At 71.2% G+C, this 22736-nt stretch carries 21 protein-coding genes and 1 pseudogene; 14 read left to right on the forward strand and 8 right to left on the reverse strand.

Translation table 11 applies throughout. From position 1 onward, the window contains the following. Positions 1 to 79 precede the first annotated feature (79 nt). From M6B22_RS08360 to M6B22_RS08370, 3 genes are read left to right on the forward strand one after another with little or no spacing between them, the layout of a single operon-like run. On the forward strand, positions 80 to 1963 hold the full coding sequence (locus M6B22_RS08360; RefSeq protein WP_269445311.1) for an APC family permease: 1884 nt from the start codon (positions 80 to 82) through the stop codon (positions 1961 to 1963). Between the two features lie 36 nt (positions 1964 to 1999). After that, positions 2000 to 2302, forward strand: coding sequence for a chorismate mutase (locus M6B22_RS08365; RefSeq protein WP_269445312.1), 303 nt, complete (start codon positions 2000 to 2002; stop codon positions 2300 to 2302). Between the two features lie 23 nt (positions 2303 to 2325). Then, positions 2326 to 2688: a hypothetical protein gene (locus M6B22_RS08370; RefSeq protein ID WP_269445313.1), complete on the forward strand. Its 363-nt coding sequence runs from the start codon at positions 2326 to 2328 to the stop codon at positions 2686 to 2688. Positions 2689 to 2708: 20 nt separating this feature from the next. Here M6B22_RS08370 and M6B22_RS08375 read toward each other — a convergent pair whose 3' ends face one another. Beyond that, positions 2709 to 3347, reverse strand: a complete 639-nt coding sequence (locus M6B22_RS08375) for a response regulator (protein ID WP_269445314.1) — start codon at positions 3345 to 3347, stop codon at positions 2709 to 2711. Further along, entirely contained in the window at positions 3344 to 4519 is a 1176-nt protein-coding gene (locus M6B22_RS08380) for an ATP-binding protein (protein ID WP_269445315.1), read from the reverse strand. Before M6B22_RS08380 ends, M6B22_RS08375 begins: the two co-directional genes overlap by 4 nt. Positions 4520 to 4667: 148 nt before the next feature. Between M6B22_RS08380 and M6B22_RS22130 the strand changes: the two are divergent. Together M6B22_RS22130 and M6B22_RS08390 are read left to right on the forward strand one after the other, a co-directional pair. Further along, positions 4668 to 4808 (forward strand): annotated as a pseudogene (locus M6B22_RS22130) (PspC domain-containing protein); the annotation flags it as partial. 1153 nt (positions 4809 to 5961) lie between these two features. Further along, on the forward strand, positions 5962 to 6276 hold the full coding sequence (locus M6B22_RS08390) for a helix-turn-helix domain-containing protein (protein WP_269445317.1): 315 nt from the start codon (positions 5962 to 5964) through the stop codon (positions 6274 to 6276). 32 nt (positions 6277 to 6308) lie between these two features. Here the strand turns inward: M6B22_RS08390 and M6B22_RS08395 are convergent, their stop codons facing one another. The 6 genes from M6B22_RS08395 to M6B22_RS08420 all read right to left on the reverse strand — a co-directional run bounded on the left by M6B22_RS08395 (position 6309) and on the right by M6B22_RS08420 (position 12841). After that, entirely contained in the window at positions 6309 to 6911 is a 603-nt protein-coding gene (locus tag M6B22_RS08395; protein ID WP_269445318.1) for a ClpP family protease, read from the reverse strand. Next, entirely contained in the window at positions 6908 to 7531 is a 624-nt protein-coding gene (locus M6B22_RS08400) for a ClpP family protease (protein ID WP_269445319.1), read from the reverse strand. Before M6B22_RS08400 ends, M6B22_RS08395 begins: the two co-directional genes overlap by 4 nt. Before the next feature lie 87 nt (positions 7532 to 7618). Then, positions 7619 to 8830: a D-mannonate dehydratase ManD gene (gene manD, locus M6B22_RS08405; protein WP_269445320.1), complete on the reverse strand. Its 1212-nt coding sequence runs from the start codon at positions 8828 to 8830 to the stop codon at positions 7619 to 7621. 14 nt (positions 8831 to 8844) lie between these two features. Next, complete coding sequence (locus M6B22_RS08410) at positions 8845 to 10194, reverse strand: mannitol dehydrogenase family protein (RefSeq protein WP_269445321.1); 1350 nt, start codon at positions 10192 to 10194, stop codon at positions 8845 to 8847. A 61-nt stretch (positions 10195 to 10255) separates the two neighbouring features. Continuing rightward, a complete protein-coding gene (gene uxaC / locus M6B22_RS08415) occupies positions 10256 to 11677 on the reverse strand; it encodes a glucuronate isomerase (RefSeq protein WP_269445322.1) in 1422 nt (473 codons plus the stop codon). A 45-nt stretch (positions 11678 to 11722) separates the two neighbouring features. After that, a complete protein-coding gene (locus M6B22_RS08420; RefSeq protein WP_269445323.1) occupies positions 11723 to 12841 on the reverse strand; it encodes a LacI family DNA-binding transcriptional regulator in 1119 nt (372 codons plus the stop codon). 124 nt (positions 12842 to 12965) lie between these two features. Here M6B22_RS08420 and M6B22_RS08425 point away from each other — a divergent pair, with 124 nt between their 5' ends. The 9 genes from M6B22_RS08425 (at position 12966) to M6B22_RS08465 (ending at position 22728) form a co-directional block, all read left to right on the forward strand. Then, on the forward strand, positions 12966 to 13616 hold the full coding sequence (locus tag M6B22_RS08425; RefSeq protein WP_269445324.1) for a bifunctional 4-hydroxy-2-oxoglutarate aldolase/2-dehydro-3-deoxy-phosphogluconate aldolase: 651 nt from the start codon (positions 12966 to 12968) through the stop codon (positions 13614 to 13616). Between the two features lie 52 nt (positions 13617 to 13668). After that, complete coding sequence (locus M6B22_RS08430) at positions 13669 to 14880, forward strand: extracellular solute-binding protein (protein ID WP_269445325.1); 1212 nt, start codon at positions 13669 to 13671, stop codon at positions 14878 to 14880. Positions 14881 to 14902: 22 nt separating this feature from the next. Continuing rightward, a complete protein-coding gene (locus tag M6B22_RS08435; RefSeq protein WP_269445326.1) occupies positions 14903 to 16081 on the forward strand; it encodes an ABC transporter ATP-binding protein in 1179 nt (392 codons plus the stop codon). Beyond that, positions 16078 to 16989 carry an ABC transporter permease gene (locus M6B22_RS08440; RefSeq protein ID WP_269445327.1) on the forward strand — a complete coding sequence of 304 codons (912 nt, stop codon included), beginning with the start codon at positions 16078 to 16080 and terminating at the stop codon, positions 16987 to 16989. The genes M6B22_RS08435 and M6B22_RS08440 overlap by 4 nt, the downstream gene beginning before the upstream one ends. A gap of 2 nt (positions 16990 to 16991) precedes the next feature. Next, positions 16992 to 17876, forward strand: coding sequence for an ABC transporter permease (locus tag M6B22_RS08445; RefSeq protein WP_269445328.1), 885 nt, complete (start codon positions 16992 to 16994; stop codon positions 17874 to 17876). After that, entirely contained in the window at positions 17877 to 18803 is a 927-nt protein-coding gene (locus M6B22_RS08450; protein ID WP_269445329.1) for a PfkB family carbohydrate kinase, read from the forward strand. Next, positions 18800 to 20335, forward strand: coding sequence for a UxaA family hydrolase (locus M6B22_RS08455; RefSeq protein WP_269445330.1), 1536 nt, complete (start codon positions 18800 to 18802; stop codon positions 20333 to 20335). The genes M6B22_RS08450 and M6B22_RS08455 overlap by 4 nt, the downstream gene beginning before the upstream one ends. Before the next feature lie 105 nt (positions 20336 to 20440). After that, positions 20441 to 22042: an ATP-binding protein gene (locus tag M6B22_RS08460; RefSeq protein WP_269445331.1), complete on the forward strand. Its 1602-nt coding sequence runs from the start codon at positions 20441 to 20443 to the stop codon at positions 22040 to 22042. Then, positions 22039 to 22728, forward strand: coding sequence for a response regulator (locus M6B22_RS08465; protein WP_269445332.1), 690 nt, complete (start codon positions 22039 to 22041; stop codon positions 22726 to 22728). Before M6B22_RS08460 ends, M6B22_RS08465 begins: the two co-directional genes overlap by 4 nt. Positions 22729 to 22736 lie beyond the last annotated feature (8 nt).

The raw sequence follows: 22736 nt of genomic DNA on the forward strand, positions 1-22736 counted from the left end.
GCCTGCTGCCATTTGGTGTCGGATACGAGCACTATCGGGAAGGACGCATTTGAGATGATTCGCCCGATGGAGGTCTCGCATGGCAGTCATGGAGAAGAACCCGCCCGGTGAGCAGACCGGCACCGGTATGCGGCGTGACATCGGCGTCGTCGGGCTGCTGTTCGCCAGTGTCGGCTCGATCATCGGCTCCGGCTGGCTGTTCGGCGCGCTCAAGGCGTCGACGATCGCCGGCCCGGCCGCGATCTTCTCCTGGCTCATCGGCGCGGTCATGATCATCCTGATCGGCCTGACCTACGCCGAACTCGGCACCATGTTCCCGCTGTCCGGAGGCGTGATCCGCTTCCCGCACCTGTCCTTCGGCTCGTTCGCCAGCTACTCGATGGGCTGGGTCAACTGGGTCGCAGCCGCTGCCGTCGCCCCGATCGAGGTCGAGGGCGCGCTGCAGTACGCGACCAAGTACGCGCCGCTGACCAGCTACGACAAGGCGACAGACACCCACCCGCTGACCGGGCTGGGCTACGTGATCGCCGTGATCGCGATGGCCGCATTCGTCTTGATCAACTACTTCGGTGTCCGCTGGTTCGCGCGGGTGAACAACGTCGCCGTGTGGTGGAAGCTGGGGATGATCACGCTGGTCGTGGTGGCGTTCATGGTCACCGAGTTCCACGGGTCCAACTTCACCAGCCATGGCTTCGCGACCGACGGCGCGCACGGCATGCTCACCGCAATCGCCACCGGCGGCATCGTGTTCTCCTACCTGGGCTTTCGGCAGGGGATCGAGCTCGCCGGCGAGTCGAGCAACCCGCGCCGCAATATCCCGATCGCCGTGATCGGATCGGTGCTCATCACAGGCGTCATCTACATCCTGCTGCAGGTGGCGTTCATCGCCGCGCTCGACCCGGGCGCCCTGACGCACGGCTGGGGGAACCTCAGCGGCAACCTTGCCGAGGGGTTCGGCCCGCTGGCCTTCATCGCCTCGGCGATCGGGCTCGGCTGGCTGGCGACGCTGCTGTACATCGACGCGATCATCTCCCCCGGCGACACCGGCCTGATCTACACGACCGTCACCGGCCGGCTGTCCTACGCGATGGCGCGCAACGGGAACGCGCCGCGGATCCTGGCGAAGGTGTCGGCGCGCGGCGTCCCGATGCCCAGCCTGTTCCTCGCGTTCGTCGTCGGCCTGATCATGTTCTTGCCGTTCCCCAGCTGGCAGCAGCTGGTCTCGTTCATCACCTCGGCCACGGTGCTCTCCTTCGGCAGCGGGCCGATCGTGCTCGCCCGCGATGCGCCGGCAGATCCCCGAGCGCGAGCGGCCGTTCCGCGTCCCGTTCGGCGACGTCATCCCGTTCCTCGCCTTCTACGCCTCGAACCTGGTCGTCTACTGGGCCGGTTGGGACACCAACTGGAAGCTGTTCGCCGCGGTCGGGCTCGGTTTCGTGCTGCTCGCGATCTTCCTGGCCACCGGCACCATCGCCAAGCACGAGATGAACTGGACGGCGGGCGCCAGCTGGGCGCTGCCGTGGCTCGGCGGACTGTGCCTGATCAGCTGGATCGGCGACTACCCGGAGAAGTCCGCGCACAAGGGCAACCTCGCCTCGATCGGCTTCGGCTGGGGGTTCATCGTCATCCTGGCGCTGTCTGCGTTGGTGTACCTGATCGCCGTCAAGATGCGGCTGCCGCGGGCGGACGTGGAACGCAACATCGAGCAGACCAACGCCGAGGCTGCCGAGGAGGAGGCCGAGCTGGGCGAGGTCGGGGCCTGAGCGCGTCTCACTATGCGGGACGCAGTTGCCAGCTGGTGAGAGCGCGTGTCAGACTTGCGGCGTGCAACAGACCGCCAGCCGATTTTTCTACGGGTACCGCAGCTCGGTGCCCGTCGTTGCTGGCTGAACCACCCACCAACCGACGCCCCGGGCCCGAGTGCCCCGGGGCGTTTTTCATGCGCGGCCCGCGGCGCTCGTGATCCGGAGCCTGCAACAGCACAGAAGGCGACGACACGATGACAACGGCGAGCACTGCGAACGCAGCCAGCGTTTCCGAATCGACCGAGACGGACGACTCGCTCGAGACCATCCCCGTGCTGCGCGGCCAGATCGACGCGCTGGACGCCGCGATCATCAACCTGGTCGCCGAGCGGATCCGGCTCTCCAAGCGCATCCAGACGGCCCGCATCAACGGAGGCGGCGCGCGGGTCGAACTGGGACGCGAGCGGCTGATCCTGGACGCCTACCGTTGCGCGCTCGGCCGCTCCGGAGCGCACCTCGCCGACGCCGTGCTCGAGGTGTGCCGCGGGCAGCGCTGAGCCGGCGCGCGTAGGGTCGCCACATGGCTGAGGTATCGGTCGCCGGCGGCGTCCTGAAGATCGAACTGACGGTCTCCGAGCGGGTACTCGCCCTGCACGGCCGCGACGTCGAAGTTCCCCTCGAGCAGATCAGCGAGGTCACCGCTGTCGAGGACGCGATGTCGGCGCTGCGCGGTATGCGGGCTCCCGGCGCGGGCATCCCGGGCAAGCTCGCGCTCGGAACCTGGCGCGGACGCAGCGGCGGGGCGAACTTCCACGACTTCGTCCTGGTGCACCACAACGGCCCCGGCGTCGTCGTCACCACCACCGGCGAGGGGTACGACCGCCTGGTGATCGGGACGCAGGACCCGGCCGCGCTGGTTGCGGCACTTCGCGCGCCGGCCTGACCGGTCGTCCGCCCGAGCCGTCAGAGCATGCGTCGGTCGGCAGCCCAGCGGGTGAGCTGGTGCCGGCTGGACAGCTGCAGCTTGCGCAGCACGTTCGAGGCGTGCGTCTCCACCGTCTTGATCGAGATGAACAGCTCGGCCGCGATCTCCTTGTACGCATAGCCACGCGCCAGCAGCCGCAGCACCTCACGCTCACGCGGGGTCAGCTGGTCGAACTCCGGGTCGATCGACGGCGTGACCGGCGCGTCACGGAACGCGTCCAGCACGAACCCGGCCAGCCGCGGGCTGAACACCACGTCCCCGTCGGCGACGCGCTGTACCGCGTCGGCCAGGTCGGCAGGCGAGATCGTCTTGGTCACGTAACCGCGGGCACCCGCGCGGATCAGCGCGATGACGTCCTCGGCGGCATCGGACACCGACAGCGCGAGGAAGCGGGTGTCCGGCAGCGAGTCGCCGATCTGCTCGAGCACGAGCAGGCCGCCGCCGTCGGGCATGTGCACGTCCAGCAGCACGACGTCCGGACGCTGGGCACGAATCACCGCCACCGCCTCGGCAGGCGAGCCGGCCTCCCCGACCACCTCGACCTGGCCGCCCAGCTCGGCGCGCACCCCGGCGCGGAACATCGCATGATCGTCGACCAACACGACACGTGCACTCATCGCGGCATCCTCAACTGCACCTCGGTTCCGGTTCCGGGCGCGGTACGCAACTCGACCGTCCCGCCATGCCGCTCGATGCGGCCGATGATCGAGCCGCGCACGCCGTGCCGGTCCCCGGCGACGGCGTCCGGATCGAAGCCCACCCCGCGATCCTTCACGAAGATGCTGACGGCCTCGGGCTCGACCTCCGCGTACAGCGAAACACTCGTCACCCCGGCGTGCTTGGCGGCGTTGACCAGCGCCTCGCGGCTCGCGGCGACCGCGGCCGCGAGGGCGTCGGTCATCGTCGCGTCGCCGACCAGCACCACCTCGACCGACAGCGCGTAGGCATCCTCGACCTCGGCAGCGACCACGCGGAGCTCGTCGGCCAACTGCCCGGACGCGGTGCGCGTGCCGTACAGCAGGTTGCGCAGCTCGCGTTCCTGCCCGCGTGCCAGCCGCGCGACCTCGCGCGGCGACCCGGCGTTGCGCTGGATCAGGGCGAGCGTCTGCAGCACCGAGTCGTGCAGGTGCGCGGCGATGTCGGCCCGCTCCTGGCTGCGGATCCGCTCGCTGCGCTCAGCCGTCAACTGGCCCATCATGCGCATCCACCACGGACCGGTGACCAGCGCCAGCCCGACCACGGTCACGACCATCGCGAGCAGCCCGTCACGCAGCGCGGTGAAGTCGGCCCGGACCAGCACGAGGGCCGCCCCCGCGACCACGCACACCGTCCCGGCGGCGAGCCGGACCCGGCCGAGCCGATCGGTGTACCCCGCGCTGAGCGAGGTGCGCGAGAGCCGGGACCACCGGTCCCGCTCGGGGTCGCTCGCCTGCCGCCAGATCAGCGCCCCGCCCAGGCAGGCGAGCAGGGTGGGTGCGAACAGGCCGCCGATCGTGTTGGTGGACGACAGCGAGCCGATCACGACCACGGCCACGACCGCGCCGATGACGTACTCGAGCCAGGTCGGCAGCCGCGAGCGCGCAGCGCCGGGACGGACGGGCAGCACGATCCAGTAGGTGCCGTACAGCGCCACGCCGAGCCCGCCGGAGATCGCGAGCGCGATGAACGCGAACCGGATCAGCCGGGGCCGGACGCCGAGGTGCTCGGCGATGCCCGCGGCGACGCCGCCGAGGATGCCGTGATCGCTGGCGCGATAGAGCCGGCGCACGGCGGGGGCGGTCGTGGTCACCGGTCCATGATTGCTCGCCACCGCATCGCGCGGCATCAGGTGAGGCCCTGAGGTCGAGAATCAGGGTGCGGTTCAGGGGTCAACCCGATGCGCGGGAGCCGCCCGGGCGGGCAACCTGGGTGCCATGACGACGACCGACACCGGGGCGATGCCGCCGTACCCGACCCCGCCCGCCCAGCGCGTCCTGCGCCGCAGCCGCACCGACCGCGTGGGTGCCGGTGTGGCCGGCGGCCTCGGCCAGTACTTCGGCGTGGACCCGGTGCTGTTCCGCGTGCTGTTCGCGGTGTCGGCGTTCTTCGGCGGCGCCGGAGTGCTCGCCTACCTCATCGCCTGGGCAGCCATCCCCGAGCACGGCGCGACCAACGCGCCGGTCGACCGGTTCATCGCCGGGCTGCGGCTGCGCCGCGTGCCGGTGTGGTTGGTGGCCGTGGTCGCGGGACTGGTGCTCTGGGCCCTCGCCTTCAGTTGGTGGGCGCCCGGGCCGTTCTTCCCGGTGATGCTCGTCGTGATCGTGCTGGTCGCCGTGTTCAGCCGCCGCAGCTGGGTCCCTCCGGCCGACCGGCTGCCCGACGCACCGGCGGCCGGCGGTGCTGCCGCCACGGTAAGCCTGGACAAGGACGCACCTGCCGGGCCGCCGGCCGGTACACCGCAGTGGGTCGGCTCGACCCGCGCCTGGCTGGACGAGGCGCGGCAGGCCAGCCGCGAGCGGCGCCGGCGCGCGTTCCCGGTGCGCATCTCGGTGCTCGTCGCGCTCGTGCTCACGCTGACCGCGCTGGGCATCGCCGACGCGATGAGCGGCATCCGGGTGCCGGTGTACTTCTGGGTCACGCTCGGCATCGTCGGCGGCGGGTTGCTCGTCGGGATGGCGCTACGCCGCACCCCGTGGTCGATGACGCCGCTGCTGATCCCGGCACTCGCCGGGACGATCGCCTTCGGCAACACGCACGCCTCGCTGCACGACGGAGTCGGCCAGCGGGACTGGACGCCCACCTCGGCGTCGGCACTCGCCTCGGACTACCGGCTCGCGTTCGGCGAGGGCGATCTCGACCTGCGCAGCCTCGGCACACTGAGCGCGCCGCGCACGGTGGACGTGACCATGGCCGCCGGGCAGCTGAAGGTGCTGCTGCCGAACGGGTTGAACGCGACGATCGAGGCGAACGTGCGGATGGGCGAGGTCGAGGTCGACGGCACGACCGTCGCGGAGACGCACGGCGGCTCGTTCCACCGCATGCACGGGTACGACATCCAGAAGACGGTGCTGCCACCTGCGGGCGCGACCGGCGCGCCGCTGACGATCCGGGTCCACCTCGCCGACGGGCAGATCTCGATCCGCCACAGCTAGGACCGCACGCAAGCCGCGTGGCCCGGTACGTCTGACGCGGTTGCGCGCTGAGCGAACTGGCGTACCCGAACGCATCCGCTTGTGGCTAGCGTCGACGTCCATGACCAACATCGTCCCGTTCCGGCGGCGCCCCGCGCCCCGCACACAGCCCGAGCCGCTGTGGCGCGAGGCGGTCGGCGAGCAGTTGCGCGCCGAGCGCACCGGCCGCGGCGAGCGGATCGCCGACGTCGCCGCGCGCGCGGGCGTCGCGCCGCAGTACCTGTCCGAGCTCGAGCGCGGCCGCAAGGACCCGTCGTCGGAGGTGCTGTCGGCCGTGTCCGGTGCCCTCGGCCTGTCGGTCGTCGAGCTCACCCGGCGCGCGGGCCACCGGCTCGCGGCCGCCGGGACGCGCGGCCCGGTCTGCCTGGCCGCCTGACGAGGTGGCTGCCGGCCTGAGGCGTGGCCGCCTCAGGCCCCCGGCAGCGCCCGGCTGGTCAGCACCGCGTCGACGACGCCGTAGTCGACGGCCCCTTGCGGCGTGAGGATCAGGTCGCGCTCGGTGTCCTCGCGCACCTGCTCCGGCGAGCGCCCGGTGTGGCCGGCGAGGATCTGCTCGAGCATGGTGCGGACGCGCTCCACCTCGTCGGCCTCCAGCACCAGGTCCGGGATCGCACCGCGACCCTCGGCGGCCGGGGCGTGGATCACCACCCGGCCGTGCGGCAGGATCTGCCGGCGGCCCGGTGCGCCGCCGGCCAGCAGCACCGCCGCGGTCGCCGCCGCCTGCCCGACGCACGTGGTCTCGACGGCGGGCCGGATGTACTGCATGGCGTCGTAGATCGCGAGCGTCGCCGGGATCGAACCGCCGGCCGAGTTGATGTACAGGTTGATCGGCTGGTCAGGGCTCTCGGACTCCAGATGGATCAGCTGGGCGATCACGGCGTTGGCCACCCCGTCGTCGATGCCGGTTCCCAGGTAGACGACCCGCTCGGCGAGCAGTCGGCTGAAGACGTCGACGGTGCGCTCGCCCAGGTTGGTGCGCGTGGTGACGTACGGGATCGTGTAGGCGGTCATCGCAGTGCCCCCAACCCGACGGTCCGGCGCGGTGCCGGCAGGACGTCGTCACCGAGTTCCACGAGGTGGTCGACGAACCCGTAGGCGAGCGCCTCCGTCGCGCTGAACCAGCGGTCGCGGCGCGAGTCGCGTTCGACGACCGCGACCTCCTGCCCGGTGTCCTCGGCAATGATGCCGAGCACGGTGTCGCGCGTGCGGCGCAGGTCGTCGGCCTGGATCGCGATGTCCATCGCGGTGCCACCGATCCCCGCCGACCCTTGGTGCAGCAACACCTTCGAGTGTGCCGTCGCGTACCGCTTGCCCTTCGTGCCCGCGCTGAGCAGGAACTGCCCGGCGCTGTAAGCCATTCCGAGGTTCACCGTCACTACGTCGTTCGGGATCGCGCGCATGCAGTCCCGGATGGCGAGCATCCCCGGCACCGACCCGCCCGGCGAATTGATCAACAGCCGGATGTCGGCCACCGGATCCTCGGCCGCGAGCAGGATCAGCCCGGTGCACAGCCGGTTGCTGTTCCAGTGTTCGAGCGGCTCGCCGAGCAGCAGCGTGCGCCGCTCGAACAGCCGCTGGTAGATCTCCTCATCCAGGCGGTGCCCCGGCACCACCCGTGCGTCCTCGCTCATGGATCCAGCGTGCAGGCTGCGGGACGCCCGCGCACCGGATGCTGCTCACAGCAGCGCTGCCCTGAGCAGCGCGACGGGCGACGCGCGCTACCAGTTGTGCATCGACCCGTCGCGCAACCGGTTCACCGGCAGGTACCGCCGCTGGTACGGGTAGCGCTTGGCGGCCTGCTTGTCGAAGCGCACCCCGATTCCCGGCTCGTCGCTCAGGTGCAGCATGCCGTCGGCGTAGCGGTAGCCGGGCGTGAAGACCTCGTTGGCGGGCTCCAGGTGCGACATGTACTCCTGGATGCCGAAGTTGGCGATCGAGACGTCCAGGTGCAGCGCCGCCGCGATGCCGATCGGCGACACGTCGCCGGGGCCGTGCGAGCCGGTGCGCACGCCGTACAGGTCGGCCAGGTCGAAGATCCGCCTGGTGTGTGTGATCCCGCCCGCGTGCGGCACGGCGGTGCGGATGTAGTCGATCAGCCGCTCGCTGATCAGTTGCTGGCAGTCCCAGATCGTGTTGAACACCTCGCCGACCGCGAGCGGGGTGACGGTGTGCTGGCGGATCAGCCGGAACGCGGCCTGGTCCTCGGCCGGGGTGGCGTCCTCGATCCAGAACATGCGGTACGGCTCGAGTGCCTTGCCCAACCGCCCGGCCTCGAGCGGCGTGAGCCGGTGGTGCGCGTCGTGCAGCAGGTGGAACCCGTAGCCGAGCTCGTCGCGCACCGCGGCGACGAGCTTCGGCACGAAGTCCAGGTACGCCTCGGTGTCCCACACCTCGTCGGCCGGAAGGTCACCGCCGGCGGGCTCGTAGGTCAGCCCGGTCCCGGCACGCAGCCCGTACGTCGACTCGAGCCCGGGCACCTTGGCCTGCACCCGGACGGCGCGGTAACCGGACTGCAGGAACCGCGCGGCGTCGGCGACGGTCTCGGCGATGTCGGCGCCGCTCGCGTGCCCGTAGATGGTGACGCCGTCGCGCGCGGCACCGCCGAGCAACTGGTAGACCGGCCGGCCGACGGCCTTGCCGGCGATGTCCCACAGCGCGACGTCGACCGCCCCGATCGCCGTCATCGTCACCGGCCCGCGGCGCCAGTACGCGCCGCGGTACAGGTACTGCCAGGTGTCGTTGATGCGGCTGGCGTCGCGCCCGATCAGCAGCGGGCAGACGTGCTCGCGCAGGTAGGCCTCGACGGCGAGCTCGCGCCCGTTCAGCGTGGCGTCGCCGTAGCCGACGATGCCGTCGTCGGTGGTCAGTTCGAGCGTGACGTAGTTGCGGCCGGGGCAGGTGACGATCACCTCGGCGTCGACTATGCGCATGTGCTGATCCCTCGCTAACTCGGTTCGAACTCGGTGGCCTTGGCGAGCACGGCGGCGACCAGGTCGTGGTCGGCAGCGATGCCCGGCTGCAGGTACTCGAGCACCGCGCCGACCGCGGCGGGCAGCGGGCCGGCGGCCGCCGCAACCACGCGCGTGGCCGCGGCGTCGGTGACCGGCGCGCCGCGCCCGCGCAGGTGCGCGATCCAGGCGGCCAGGATCCGGGTCGCGCCCTGCGGGACGCGCCCGGCGGCGCGTTCGCGGGCGAGCACCGGCAATACCCGGATCGGCAGCTTCTGCGAGCCGTCGGCGGCGATCTGCTCCAGCCGGTGAGCGATCGCTCGGTTGCCGAAGCGCTGCAGCAGCGCGGCCCGGTAGCCGGCCACCTGCGGCTGCGGCTGGCTCAGGTGCGGCGCTGCCTCGTCCCACCACTGCTCGACCCAGCCGCGGCAGGCCGGATCGGCGATCGCCTCGGCGACGGTCAGGTGCCCGCGGATGCTGCCCGCGTACGCCAGCAGCGAGTGCGCCCCGTTGAGCAGCCACAGCTTGCGCTGCTCGAACGGCCCGACGTCGTCGGTGATGGTGGCGCCCGCGGTGTCCCACGCGGGACGGCCCGCCGGGAACTCACCGGCCAGCACCCACTCGGTGAACGGCTCGGTGACGACGGGGCATTCGTCGCGCAGGCCGGTCGCGTCGAGCACCGCCTTGACGTCGGCGTCGGTCGGGCGCGGCGTGATGCGGTCCACCATCGTGGTGACGAACGAGGTGCTCGCGGCGAGCTGTTCGCCCAGCTGCGCGCTCACGGCCGCGGCCAGGTCCAGGACGACGCGCCGCACGGTCGCGCCGTTGTCGGGCAGGTTGTCGCACGGGACGATCGCGATCGGGCCGGCGCCGGCGGCGTGTCGCGCGGCCAGGCCGGCGACGAGCCGGGCCGGGACGCTGCGCACCGGGGCGGCGCGGTCTGCGCGCAGGGCCGCGATGTCCTCGGCCACTGCGGCACGGTCCAGGCCACCGTCCGGGGAACGCAGGTAGGCGGCCTCGGTCACGGTGAGCGTGACCGCACCGACCCGGGGCTCGCGCAGGTACCCCAGCCACGCAGCGTGCTCGGCGGCGGCATGCGCCCGCACGACGCTGCCGATCACATCGAAGCGGTCACCACTGTCGCCGCGGGTGATCAGCGTGTAGCAGCCGCCCTGGGCATCGAGCCGGCCGGCGAGTTCGGCGCTGCGGCCGCTGAAGGCCGCGTAGCCCCACCCCTCGTCGGCCGCCGTGTACACGGCCTGGTGGGCGCGGAAGAAGTTGCCGAGCCCGAGGTGTGCGAGCCGGATCGGCGGCGCCGCGCGCCCCGCCCTCGCCAGCGCGCTCACTCGGCCTCCTTCGTCGGCCGCCAAGACGTCACTGTGCTCGATGGTGAGCTCGCAAGCTCGCTCACAGTTTGAACACCCGCCGCGGGTTGGTGACCACGAGCTCGGTCGCCGTCTCGTACGCCTCGTCCAGGTCCATCCGGTGCTCGGCGACGAGCTGGGCGAGGTAGCCGCAGTCGACCCGCCGCGACATGTCGTGCCGTGCGGGGATGGAGCAGAACGCCCTGGTGTCGTCGATGAATCCGGACGTCCGGGAGAAGCCGGCGGTCTCGGTAACCGCGTCGCGGAAGCGGCGGATGGCATCCGGCGCGTCGAGGAACCACCAGGGCGCGCCGACGTAGACGGACGGGTAGAAGCCGGCGAGCGGCGCGAGCTCGCGCGACCACACCGTCTCGTCCAGAGTGAACAGCACGAGGTGCAGGTTCGGGTGCTCACCGAAGCGGTCCAGCAGCGGGCGCAGCGCCCGCGTGTACTCGGTGCGGACCGGGATGTCGTGGCCGGTGTCCGGGCCGAACCGCGCGGCCGTCGTGGGATGGTGCCCGCGCAGCGCGCCGGGATGGATCGTCATCACCAGCCCGTCGTCGCAGGACATCCGCGCCATCTCGAGCAGCATGTGCCGGCGGAACGCGACCGCCTCGGCGTCGCTCGCCGTGCCGGCCAGCGCAGCGCGGTAGATGCGGGCGGCATCGGACACCTCGAGCGGGTCGGTGCGTGCGTCGACGTGTCCGTGGTCGGCGGACACCGCCCCGTGTTCGATGAAGTAGCGCCGGCGCTCCTCGAGCGCGGCGACGTAACCGGCGAAGTCCCCGATGTCGGTGCCGGCGACCGCTCCCAGCGCGCCGACAGCTTCCGCCCAGCCCCCGGCCGAGGGGTCCAGGTAACGGTCGGGTCGGAACGTCGGGATCACCCTGCCGCCGAAGCCGTGATCGGCGGCCAACTGCTCGTGGGCGCGGAGGTCGTCGCACGGGTCGTCGGTGGTGGCCAGCACCTCGACACCGAAGCGCGCGAACAGCGCCCGTGGCCGGAAGTCGTCGGCTTCAAGGCACGCGCTGATCCGGTCGTACAGGTCGTCGGCGTTCTTCGCCGAAGGACGCTCGGTGATCCCGAAGATCTGCGACAGCTCCGAGTCGAGCCAGTACCGCACCGGGGTTCCGCGGAACACGTGCCAGTGCGTGCACACCTGGCGCCAGGCCTCGCGCGCCTCGGCCCCGGTCAGCGACCCACGCCCGACGCCGAGGGTCTCGAGCGGGACGCCGCTGGCGTGCAACAGCCGGGTCACGTAGTGGTCGGGGGCCACCAGCAGGCTGGCCGGGTCGCCGAACGGTTCGTCGGCGAGGAGCAACTGCGCGTCCACGTGCCCGTGCGGGGACAGGATCGGCAGGTCGCGGACCGATTCGTAGAGCCCGCGTGCGATCGCGCGAAGCCCGGGGTCGGGCGGCAGCAGCCGGTCGGGATTGAGCCGCAACGGCGCGCTGGTCGACGTCATGGGGCCATCGTCGCGAGTGCAAGGTGGCATGGCAACCGGTTGCATTCAGTTGCCACGCCAGCTCGCGCTCGTCTTGACGGTGGCCCACTCCGGGGCGGTCCTGCGCCGGCTGCGGCGGGCGGTCGACTGGCGGATCACCAGTTTCGACGGCAGCATCACCGGCTCACGCGCGGTTGCGTGCGCCCCGTCGATCAGTGCAAGCAGGTTGCGGACCGCGGTCAGGCCCAGGGTCCGCAGCGGCGCGGCCACCGTGGTCAGTCCGGGCGTGACCAGGTCGGTGCCGAAGATGTTGTCGAAGCCGATGACGCTCACGTCGGCAGGCACGCGGGCCCCGACAGCCGCCATGCCGCGCAGGAAACCCAACGCCACCAGGTCGTTGTAGGCAATCACCGCGCTGGTGGGCCGTTGCCGGAAGTCCTCGACCGCGGCCACGCCGCCCTCGACCGTCGGCGCGTACGGACCGATCCGGTGCACCCGGAAGCCGCGCTGTTCGGCCACCTCGCGCAGCGACGTCCACCGGATCCCGTCCGCCCACGCCGCCTGCGGGCCGGCCAGGTAGGTGAAGTGGTCATGACCCAGCGCGGACAGGTGATCCACCGCCTGGAACATGCCGTACCGGTGGTCCGTGGCCACCGAGGGGATGTCGGCCAGGGCCCGGTTCAGCACGACGGTCGGGCGTTGCTTGGCTGCCATCCTGATCGCCGAGTCGGACATCCGGGTGCTGGTGAGCACGATGCCCTCGACCGTGGGGATCGCGCGGTCCAGTGCCTGCCGCTCCAACCGGTCGGACTCCTGCGCGTCGGCGAGCAGCATCGTGAAGCCGGCCTCGGCGGCAGCCGCCTGAGCCCCGCGGATGATCTCGAAGTAGTACGGGTTGGTGATGTCGGAGATCAACAGGGCGATCATCGAGGTCTTGCCGGTGAGCAGCGCCCGCGCCATCGGATTGGTGCGATAGCCCATGTCCGCCGCGATCTGCCGGATCCGTTCGGCGGTCGCCGCGTTGACCCGGCCGGGCCGCGAGAACGCGCGCGACACGGTGGACGCCGCGACGCCGGCGGCGCGCGCGACGTCATAGATCGTCGGTGACGACGATCCGTGCGCCGCTGCCGACGATTGACGGATCGCCGGTGCCGGCGGCGACTCCGGCTCCGATGTTCGGGCCACGGTCGACCTCCTCAGGATGCGAGCGGCCATGCTACGGCAACAGATGGCAACCGCTTGCCATCGGTGGGGCGCGCTGCCTGAATGGCTCAGATCACATGGCTACCGGGGCGAGAGGAGGACCCGCATGCACCGTCTACTCGCCCGGCTCTGCGCCGACCGCGCCCTGGCCGTCGTGCGGGCGCCTGTCATCGCCGACGCCGCAGCGCTGTGCCGGGCGGTTTCCGCCGGCGGCATCGGGCTGCTCGAGCTGACCTTCACCACACCTGACCTGGCCACGCACCTGGCCCGCGCCGCGGCGGTTGCGGGCGAGCTCGACGCGTGCGTCGGTGCCGGCACCGTGCTCACCGCCGACGACGCGCGCCGCGCACTCGATGCCGGCGCGCAGTTCCTGGTCACGCCCGCGATCACGCCGGATGCGGGCGCGATCGTCCGTGCCGGCCACGACGCGGGCGCCGTCGTGTTCCTCGGCGCGCTCACGCCGTCCGAGGTCCATGCCGCGCTCGCCGCGGGCGCCGACGCCGTCAAGATCTTCCCCGCCGGTATCGGTGGGCCGCGCTACCTCGCCGACCTGCTCGGTCCGTTCCCGGGAACGCGGCTGCTGCCGTCGGGCGGGGTCGGTACCGAGACCGGCGCCGCCTTCCTCGCCGCCGGCGCGTTCGCCGTGTGCGCCGGCAGTTCCGTGCTCGCACCGGCCGACGTCGTGGCCGGCGACTGGAGCCGGATCACCACCAACGTCCGGGCCTTCCGCACTGCGCTGCAGTCGCCCACCGCTTGACCGGCACCGGCCGGCCGCTCCCGCGGCCGGCTCCGAGGAGAAAGAGGCACAGATGGCTCGAGCAAGAACGTTCACCGCGGTGCTGGCCGTCGGCGCCGCGACCGCGGCCCTGGCGCTGTCGGCATGCGGCGCGCCCTCCAGCAAGGCCAAGACGGCGGACCCGACGGAGGTGCCCGCCAAGCCGGCACACGCGGTCACGCTGAACATCCTCGACATCGCGGGCAACCTGCAGCTGAGCAAGGGGATGATCGAGAACTTCAAGAAGGCCAACCCCGACATCGTCAAGGACGTCACCTACACCAGCGCACCCGCCCCCAGCATGGCCGGCAAGCTGCAGGCCGAGCAGCAGGGCGGAAACGTCAGCACCAGCTTGGTGCTCAGCGGCACCGACGGCCTGTCCGCCGGCATCGACAAGGGCTTGCTGACCAAGCTCCTCCCGGACTTCGACAGCCGCTTCCCCGGCCTGATGGACAACTATCAGGAGCCGGCGGCGAACATGCAGAAGCTCGCCCAGGGCTACGGCGTCGAGATCGTGTACTACCCGTCCGGGCCGCTGCTCGAGTACAACCCGGCGAAGGTGCAGGACCCGCCGAAGACACCGCAGGACCTGCTCGCGTGGGCCAAGGCGCACCCCGGCAAGTTCCAGTACGCCAACCCGGCGAACTCCGGTCCGGGACGCACCTGGCTGATGGGCCTGCCGTACCTGCTCGGCGACTCCGACCCGAAGGACCCCGACAAGGGCTGGGACAAGACCTGGGCGTTCCTGCAGGAGTTGGGCAAGTACACCGCGAACTACCCGACCGGCACGACCGAGACGATGAAGAACCTCGCGTCCGGGGCGGTGGACATGGTGATGTCCACGACCGGTTGGGACATCAACCCGCGCGCGCTCGGCACGGTGCCGAACACGATGAAGGTTGCCGCGTTCGACGGCATGCACTGGGTCAGTGACGCGCAGTACGCGCTGATCCCCAAGGGCGTCTCGAAGGACGTCGCCGCCGCGGACCTCGCGCTGATCAAGTGGATGCTCAAGCCCGACCAGCAGGCGATCGCCTACGACGACGGCTACTTCTACCCCGGACCGGCCGTCAAGGGCGTGACCCTGGACATGGCGCCGCAGAAGAGCCAGCAGACGCTGGCGAAGTACGGTCGGGCCGAGTACGCCGACTGGATCTCCAAGTACCCCGTCGAGACCTCGCTGCCTGCACCGCAGCAGGTGGCCGCGTTCGACAAGTGGAACCGCATGGTCGGCAGCAAGAAGTAGCCGGCAGGAAAGGGCGAGCACCATGACTGATCCCCACTTCCGGGAACTGCGGCTGGCCGGCGTGTCGCGCCGGTACGGCACCCAGCACGCGCTGTCGAACCTCGATCTCACGATCAAGGGTCACGAGTTCGTGGCGCTGCTGGGGCCGTCCGGCTGCGGGAAGTCGACCGCGCTCAACTGCCTGGCCGGGCTGCTCCCGCTCAGCGACGGCTCGATCCACCTGGACGACAGGCGGATCGACACGTTGCCGCCGGAGCAACGCGGGTTCGGCATGGTGTTCCAGAACTACGCGCTCTTCCCGCACATGTCGGTGCGCAAGAACATCGGCTTCGGGCTGAAGATGCGCAAGGTGCCGAAGGCCGAGACCGCCAAGCGGATCGACGAGGCGGTCCGGCTGGTGCAGTTGGAGGAGCACCAGCACAAGATGCCGGGGCAGCTGTCCGGTGGGCAGCAGCAGCGCGTCGCGATCGCCCGTGCTGTTGCGCTGCATCCGCCGGTGGTGTTGATGGACGAGCCGCTGTCCAATCTGGACGCGAAGCTGCGCCTGGAGATGCGCATGGAGATCCGGCGGCTGCACCAGGAACTCGGGCTCACCACGATCTACGTGACGCACGACCAGGAGGAGGCACTGTCGATGGCCGACCGCCTGGTCGTGCTGCGCGATGGCTTCATGCAGCAGTGCGGGACGCCCGAGCAGGTGTACGACTTCCCGGCGAACGCCTACGTCGCCGGCTTCATGGGCTACCGCAACCTGCTCGAACTCGACGTCACGGGCGCCAGCGGCGACACGGTGACGGTGCGCGGCGCCGACCTCGCCCTCACCGGCTCGAACCGGGAGTCGGTGACCAGCGGGCGGGCGGCGGTCGCGGCGATCCGTCCCGAGGACTTCGTCGTCGGCGCGGTGGACGGCAACGGCATCGAGATCACCGTCGAGATCGCCGAGTACCACGGCCGCGAACTGTCGGTGCAGGCGGTGACCCGGACCGGCCGGCGGATCTACTTCCGCACCGTCGAGCGGGTGGCGCCCGAGGACTCGATGACGATCGGCGTTCCCGCGCACCGCGTGCTCGTGTTTCGTGCCGACGGTGCCGCCAGTTCCGCGGGTGCCGTCAGTCCCGCGGGTGCCGCCAGCTCCGACGGGACCGCGAGCGGCGAGCCGTCCGCAGCCGCAAGCTCGCACCCGGCCGCGGCAGCGACGTGAGCACCGCCACCGCCACCGGGCCCGCGCCGCGCAAGGTCGCGCTGCGCCATCGGTTGGCCGAGCGGAACATCGACCGCACGCTGTGGCTGCTGCTGCCGGCGGTCGCCTTCATCGTGGTGCTGTTCCTCTACCCGTTCCTGTACGGGCTGCAGCTGTCCTTCCAGCCGGAGAAGGGCGGCGGTGCCCTGGCGAACTACCGCGAGTTCTTCACCGACCCGTACCTGCGCAAGACGATCTGGACCACGCTCGGGCTCGGGCTGCCGGCCGCGCTGGTGAACGTGCTCGCGTCCGTGCCGGTCGCCTACCTGATGCGCGGCCGGGTGCGCGGCAAGCGGGCGCTCACCACGATCCTGGTCGTGCCGATCACCCTGGGTACCGTGCTGACCGCACAGGGTCTGGTCATGTACGCCGGGCCGACCGGGTGGTTGAACCGGGTGCTGCTGAAGCTGCACGTCATCGACACCCCGCTCACCCTGATCCACAACTGGACGGGCGTGTTCCTGAGCCTGGTGATCACCGGCTTCCCGTTCGCGTTCCTGCTCACGCTGTCCTACATCTCCGGCATCGACCCCAGCCTGGAGAAGGCGGCGGCCACGCTGGGCGCCGGGCCGATGCAGCGGTTCCGCCGGATCACGATGCCGCTGCTGGCCCCCGGGCTGGCGATCACCTTCACCCTCTCGTTCGTGCTCGCGTTCTCGGTGTTCCCGTCCGCACAGCTCGTGGGTGATCCGGCGGGCTCGACGCGAGTCATCTCGATCGCCGCCTACGACGCTGCGTTCCAGCAGTTCGACTACCCGATGGGGTCCACCATCGCGATGATCATGGCGATGATCATGCTGATCGTCGTCGGCCTCGTGATGGCGTGGCGCTCGCTGCTCTACCGTGGCGCGACGGGCGGGAAGGGCTGATGATGACGAACACCTCGACGCTCGCCGCGGGCGCGGCCACCGCTGCCGAGCGGGCTCGTCCGCGCCGCCAGGTCCGGGTCTGGGCCGTCGTGGTCTGGGCGGTGCTGGCGTTCTTCTTCCTGAACCTGCTGGCGCTGATCGCGTCCGTCGTCGTCGACTCGCTCGGCACGCAGTGGTTCGGCACCTGGCTGCCGAGGAGCTTCACGACGCACTGGTACTCCGACGCGTGGTCCGAGTTCGGGCTGTCCTCGGTCATGGTGGTCACCGCGCAGGTCGCCGTCACGGTCGTCGTCGTGTCGGTGCTCATCGGCGTGCCGGCGGCGTACGTCCTGGCCCGAAGGACGTTCCCGGGCAAGCGGATCCTGATGATGCTGTTCGTGCTGCCGATCCTGGTGCCGCCGATCAGCTACGGCATCCCGCTCGCGACGGTGCTGTACCGGGTGCACCTGGCGGGAACGCTGTCCGGCGTCATTCTGGCCAACCTGGTGCCGTCGGTCCCGTTCGTGATCTTGACGATGACGCCGTTCATCGAGCAGATCGACCCGAAGATCGAGGCGGCCGCGCGCATGTGCGGCGCGCGCACCACCGCGGTGTTCACCAGGATCCTGGCGCCGCTGCTCGTCCCCGGCATCCTGGCCGCGTGCATCCTGGTGCTGGTGCGGACCGTCGGCATGTTCGAGCTGACCTTCCTCACCGCTGGGCCGGACAGCACCACGCTGGTGGTCGCGCTGTACAACTCGGTGTTCGCGGCGGGCATCCGCGCCAACCAGTCGGTGGACGCGATGGCCACGATCTACACCGGTTCGATGCTTGTCCTGCTGGTCATCGCGCTGCGCTTCGTCAACCCGACTCAGCTGGTGACCCGCGCCCGCGAGGAGACTCAGTAAATGGGGTTCGATGTCGTCGTGATCGGCGAGGTGCTGGTCGAGCTGTCCAGTACCTCGCCGTTCGAAGCCGGCATGCCGCTCACCCTGGGCTTCTCCGGCGACGCGCTGAACGCGGCGGCCGCATCGGCGGCGGCCGGCGCTCACACGGCGCTGCTGACCCGGGTCGCCGATGACGAACTCGGCCGTGCGCTGCTCGCCCGGGTCCGCGAACTGGGCGTCTCGACCGCGCTGGTGCGGCTCGTTCCCGGCCAGCACGGCGCCTATTTCGTGCACTCCGACCCGCACGGCGAGCGGCAGTTCGCGTACGCGCGCGGCGGCAGCGCGGCGAGCCAGCTCGAGCCCGTCGATGTCGCTGCCGCCGAGCTGGACCGCGCGAAGGTCGTGGTCAGCAGCGGCATCACCGGCGCGCTGTCCCCCACGGCGGCCGACGCGGTGCGCGCAGCCGCACGCGTGGCGTCCCGGTTCGTCTACGACCCCAACTTCCGGCCGCGGCTGACGACCGCGGCGTCGGCCGCCGCGCTGCTACGCGACCTCGCGCCGCACGCCGCCCTCGTCACGCCCGCGTTCCCGGCCGAGGCCCGGCCGCTGCTCGGTGTCGCCGACGCCGCCGAAGCGGTCCGCACCCTGCGCGCCGCGGGCGCAGCGGCGGTGGCCGTGACGCGCGGGGCCGGCGGCGTCCTGCTCGACGACGGAACCGCGCTGCACGACCTGCCCGCCGTGCCGCCGCCGTCGCTCGTCGACCAGACCGGCGCGGGCGACTGCCTGGTCGGCACGATCGCCGGCCGGCTGGCGCTGGGCGACTCGTTGCTCGCGGCGACCCGACTGGGCATCGCGGCCGCGTCGCTGAGCCTGGCCGGGCAGGGCGGGACCGGGTCCGTCCCGACATTGGCACAGGTACGAGCACACGCCCTGCAGGAGGCGCCGTGACCGCGCCGGTCCTGCTGCGGCTGCACGACGACGATCCGGTCGCCGTGGCGCGTCGCGCGATCACGGCCGGCGAACGGCTCGCCGGACTGTCCGCCGGCGCCGGACTGTCCGCCGCCACCGACGTCCCGGCCGGGCACAAGGTCGCGCTGCGGCCGATCGCGGCCGGGGAGGCGGTACGCAAGTACGGGCAGGTGATCGGCCGCGCCACGTGCGACATCGCGGCGGGCAGCCACGTGCACACGCACAACCTGGCGATGCTCGAGTTCACCCATCCCGATGCGGCAGCCGGACCGGCCGCGCCGGCACCGGTGTTGCCGGCGGGCGAGCGGGCCACCTTCTCGGGCATCGTGCGCGCGGACGGGCGGGTCGCCACGCGCAACTACATCGGCGTGCTGACCACGGTGAACTGCTCGGCCACGGCCGCGCGCCGGATCGCGGACACCATGACACTCACCGGCGAACTCGACGACTACCCGAACGTCGACGGCATCCTCGCGCTCACCCACAAGACCGGGTGCGGCATGGCCGGCGACGGCCCCGGCTTCGAGCTGCTCCGCCGCACCCTGGCCGGGTACGCGCGGCACGCCAACTTCGCCGCGCTGCTCGTGGTCGGCCTGGGCTGCGAGGTGAATCAGGTCGCCGCGCTCACCGACTCGCTGGAGCTGCCCGAGGGCGTCCCGCTGCACGCCATGACGATCCAGGAACTAGGAGGCACCAAGCACACCGTGGCCGCCGGGCTCGAGCAGGTGCGTGCCCTGCTGCCCGAGGTCAATGCGGTCCGCCGCGAGAGCGTGCCGGCGTCCGAGCTCGTCCTGGGCCTGCAGTGCGGCGGCAGCGACGGATGGTCCGGCATCACGGCCAACCCCGCGCTCGGGTATGCATCCGATCTGCTCGTGCGAAACGGCGGCACCTCGATCCTGTCCGAGACGCCGGAGATCTACGGCGCCGAGCACCTGTTGACTGCGCGGGCCGCCACACCGCAGGTCGCCGCGCAACTGCTGGAGCGGATCCGGTGGTGGGAGCGGTACACGGCCGACAACGGCGGGTCGATGGACAACAACCCGTCCCCCGGCAACAAGGCGGGCGGCCTCACCACGATCCTGGAGAAGTCGCTCGGCGCGGTGGCAAAGGGCGGGACGAGCGTGCTGAGCCGGGTGTACGAGTACGCGCAACCCGTCGACGGCAAGGGGTTCGCCTTCATGGACACGCCCGGCTACGACCCGGTTTCGGTCACCGGCCAGGTCGCCGGCGGCGCGAACGTCATCTGCTTCACCACCGGCCGCGGCTCGGCGTTCGGGGCCAAACCTGCACCGTCGATCAAGCTCGCCACGAACACCGCGATGTACCAGCGGATGAGCGGGGACATGGACCTGGACTGCGGGACGATCCTCGCCGATCGTACCGTGGCCGAGGTCGGCGCCGAGATCTTCGAACTCATCCTGCAGACCGCCTCCGGGCACAAGACCAACAGCGAACTGCTCGGCTACGGCGACGAGGAGTTCAACCCCTGGCAACTCGGCGCGGTGATGTAGCGCCGCCGATCCGGCGCAGCCGGAACACTCATAAACATCGTTGTGCTCATATAGCCAGCCGGCGTGACGTGTGCCGGACCCAGTCCGGGCTGGCACACTGTGGCCGTGCGCTGGATCCGCGGTGGCCGCACGCTGTCCGCCCAGTTGTTGGCCGGCCACGTAGTCGTGCTGCTGCTCGCCGGCGCGGTCGGCTTCGCGCTCTGGGCGCGTGCCCTGCACGGGCGCCTGGACGGGCAGTACGAGCAGCGCGCGCTCGCCGTCGCGGCGGCCACCGCCAACGTCCCGCAGGTCATCACCGCGCTGACGGACCGTGACCCGGCCGGCATCCAGACCCTCGCCGAGCAGATCCGGGTGGCGACCGGAGCGTCGTACGTCGTGGTCATCGACCGATCGGGCGTGCGCTACTCGCACCCGAACCCGGCTCTCATCGGCCGACGGATCGAGGAGCCTGTGGTCGCCCTCGACGGGCACACGCACGTCGGCATCGACCCCGGTTCGCTCGGCCGCTCGGCGAACGGCAGGGCACCGGTCTTCGGAGCCGGTCGGATCCCGATCGGTGAAGTCTCGGCCGGAGTGCTGGAGAAGGATGTCAGCGCGCAGGCCGTCGCCGAACTGGACGACGTGGCGGTCTACCTCGCGGTGGGCGCGGTCGCCGGGCTGCTCGTGTCCGTGCTGCTGGCGCGACGGCTCAAGCGCAAGACCTTCGGCCTGGAGCTGGACGAGATCGCCGCCCTGGTGCAAGAACGCGAGGCCACGCTGCACGGTATCCGCGAGGGTGTCGTCGCGGTCGACTCGACCGGGCGACTCACCCTGATCAACGATGAGGCCCACCTGCTGCTCGGCACCAGCGCCCCGGCGATCGGACGCCCGGTGCGGGACGTGATGCCCGCGGGCGAGATGGGCGACCGGCTGTTCGCGCCGAGCCCCGACGGTGAGGTCACCGACGTGGTGGTCCTGCACAACGGACGGGTCCTGGTCGGCAGCAGACGCGAGGTGCGGCACGCCTCACGGGTCCTGGGCTATGTCGTGACGCTGCGCGATCGCACCGACCTCGAGCAGGCGCTGCGCGAACTCGACGAGAACCGCAGCCTGACCGACGCACTGCGCGCGCAGCAGCACGAGTTCTCCAACCGGATGCACGTGATCTCCGGGCTGCTCGACCTTGGCCGCTACGACGAGGCGATCGGCTACGCGACCGAGATCGACCAGCAGGCTGCCGCGCTCGCCGACGAACTCGCAGCGAACATTGACGATCCGCGGATCGTCGGGCTGCTGATCGCGAAGACGACAGTTGCTCGCGAACGGGGCGTCGAGCTGATGGTGAGCTGTCCCCGACGGCTGCACGTCCCGCCGCGGTGCAGTGCCGCGCTGGTCTCGATCATCGGCAACCTCGCGGACAACGCCCTGGAGGCGATCACCGGGGCGAACCCACCCGAGCGTGCCGTGTTCCTGCGGCTGGAGTCATCGGACGGCTCGATCACGATCGACGTGAGCGACACCGGTCCCGGGATCCCACCCGGCGCGGCCGAGGCCATCTTCAGCGGCGGCTGGTCGACGAAGCCACACCCGGACGGCAGGCAGCGCGGCCTGGGGCTGACCCTCGTCCGCGAGATCGTGCGCAGCTTCGGCGGCGACATCGCGGTGCAACCGGGAGCCGGGGCGCGCTTCGTGGTGAGCCTACCGATCCCCGCGCCGGTGCGCCCATGAACGAACGCCCGATCCGCGTGCTGGTCGTCGACGACGACTATCGCGTCGCGGCGCTGCACTGCGAGTACGTCACCCGCATAGGCGGCTTCGAGGTCGTCGACTCGGCGCACACGGCGAGCGCGGCGCTGGCCGCGGTGCAGGCGAGCCGTCCCGATCTGGTCCTGCTCGACCTCTACCTGCCGGACGAGAACGGCCTGGCCTTGCTGCGCCGCTTCCGCGAGGGGGACCCGCCGCACCCGGACGTCCTCGCCATCACCGCCGCCCGTGACTTGGCCACCGTGCGCACCGCGATGCAGCGTGGCGTCGTCGGCTACCTGGTCAAGCCGTTCTCACTGCGCACGCTCGTCGATCGCCTCGAGTCGTACCGCTCCCTGTGGCTGCGCGCGCGCATCGAAGGCGAGGTCGACCAGAACTCGATCGATCGGCTGTTCGCCTCGCTCACCCCGCGCGAGCAGGCCGCCCACCTTCCGAAGGGACACTCCGAGCCCACGATGGCGCTGATCCGGGCCGAGTTCGGGGATGTGGACGCCGAGTGGTCGGCGACCGAGGTTGCCGACCACACCGGCATGAGCAGGGCGACCGCACAGCGCTACCTGTCGTTGCTGGTGCGCTCCGGCCAACTCGACGTGCGGCTGCGGTACGGCACGACCGGCCGGCCCGAGCATCGCTATCGCAGAGCGCGCTGAGGCCGGCC

The sequence above is a fragment of the Jatrophihabitans cynanchi genome, assembly GCF_027247405.1.
Classification (GTDB): Bacteria; Actinomycetota; Actinomycetes; order Mycobacteriales; family Jatrophihabitantaceae; genus Jatrophihabitans_B; species Jatrophihabitans_B cynanchi.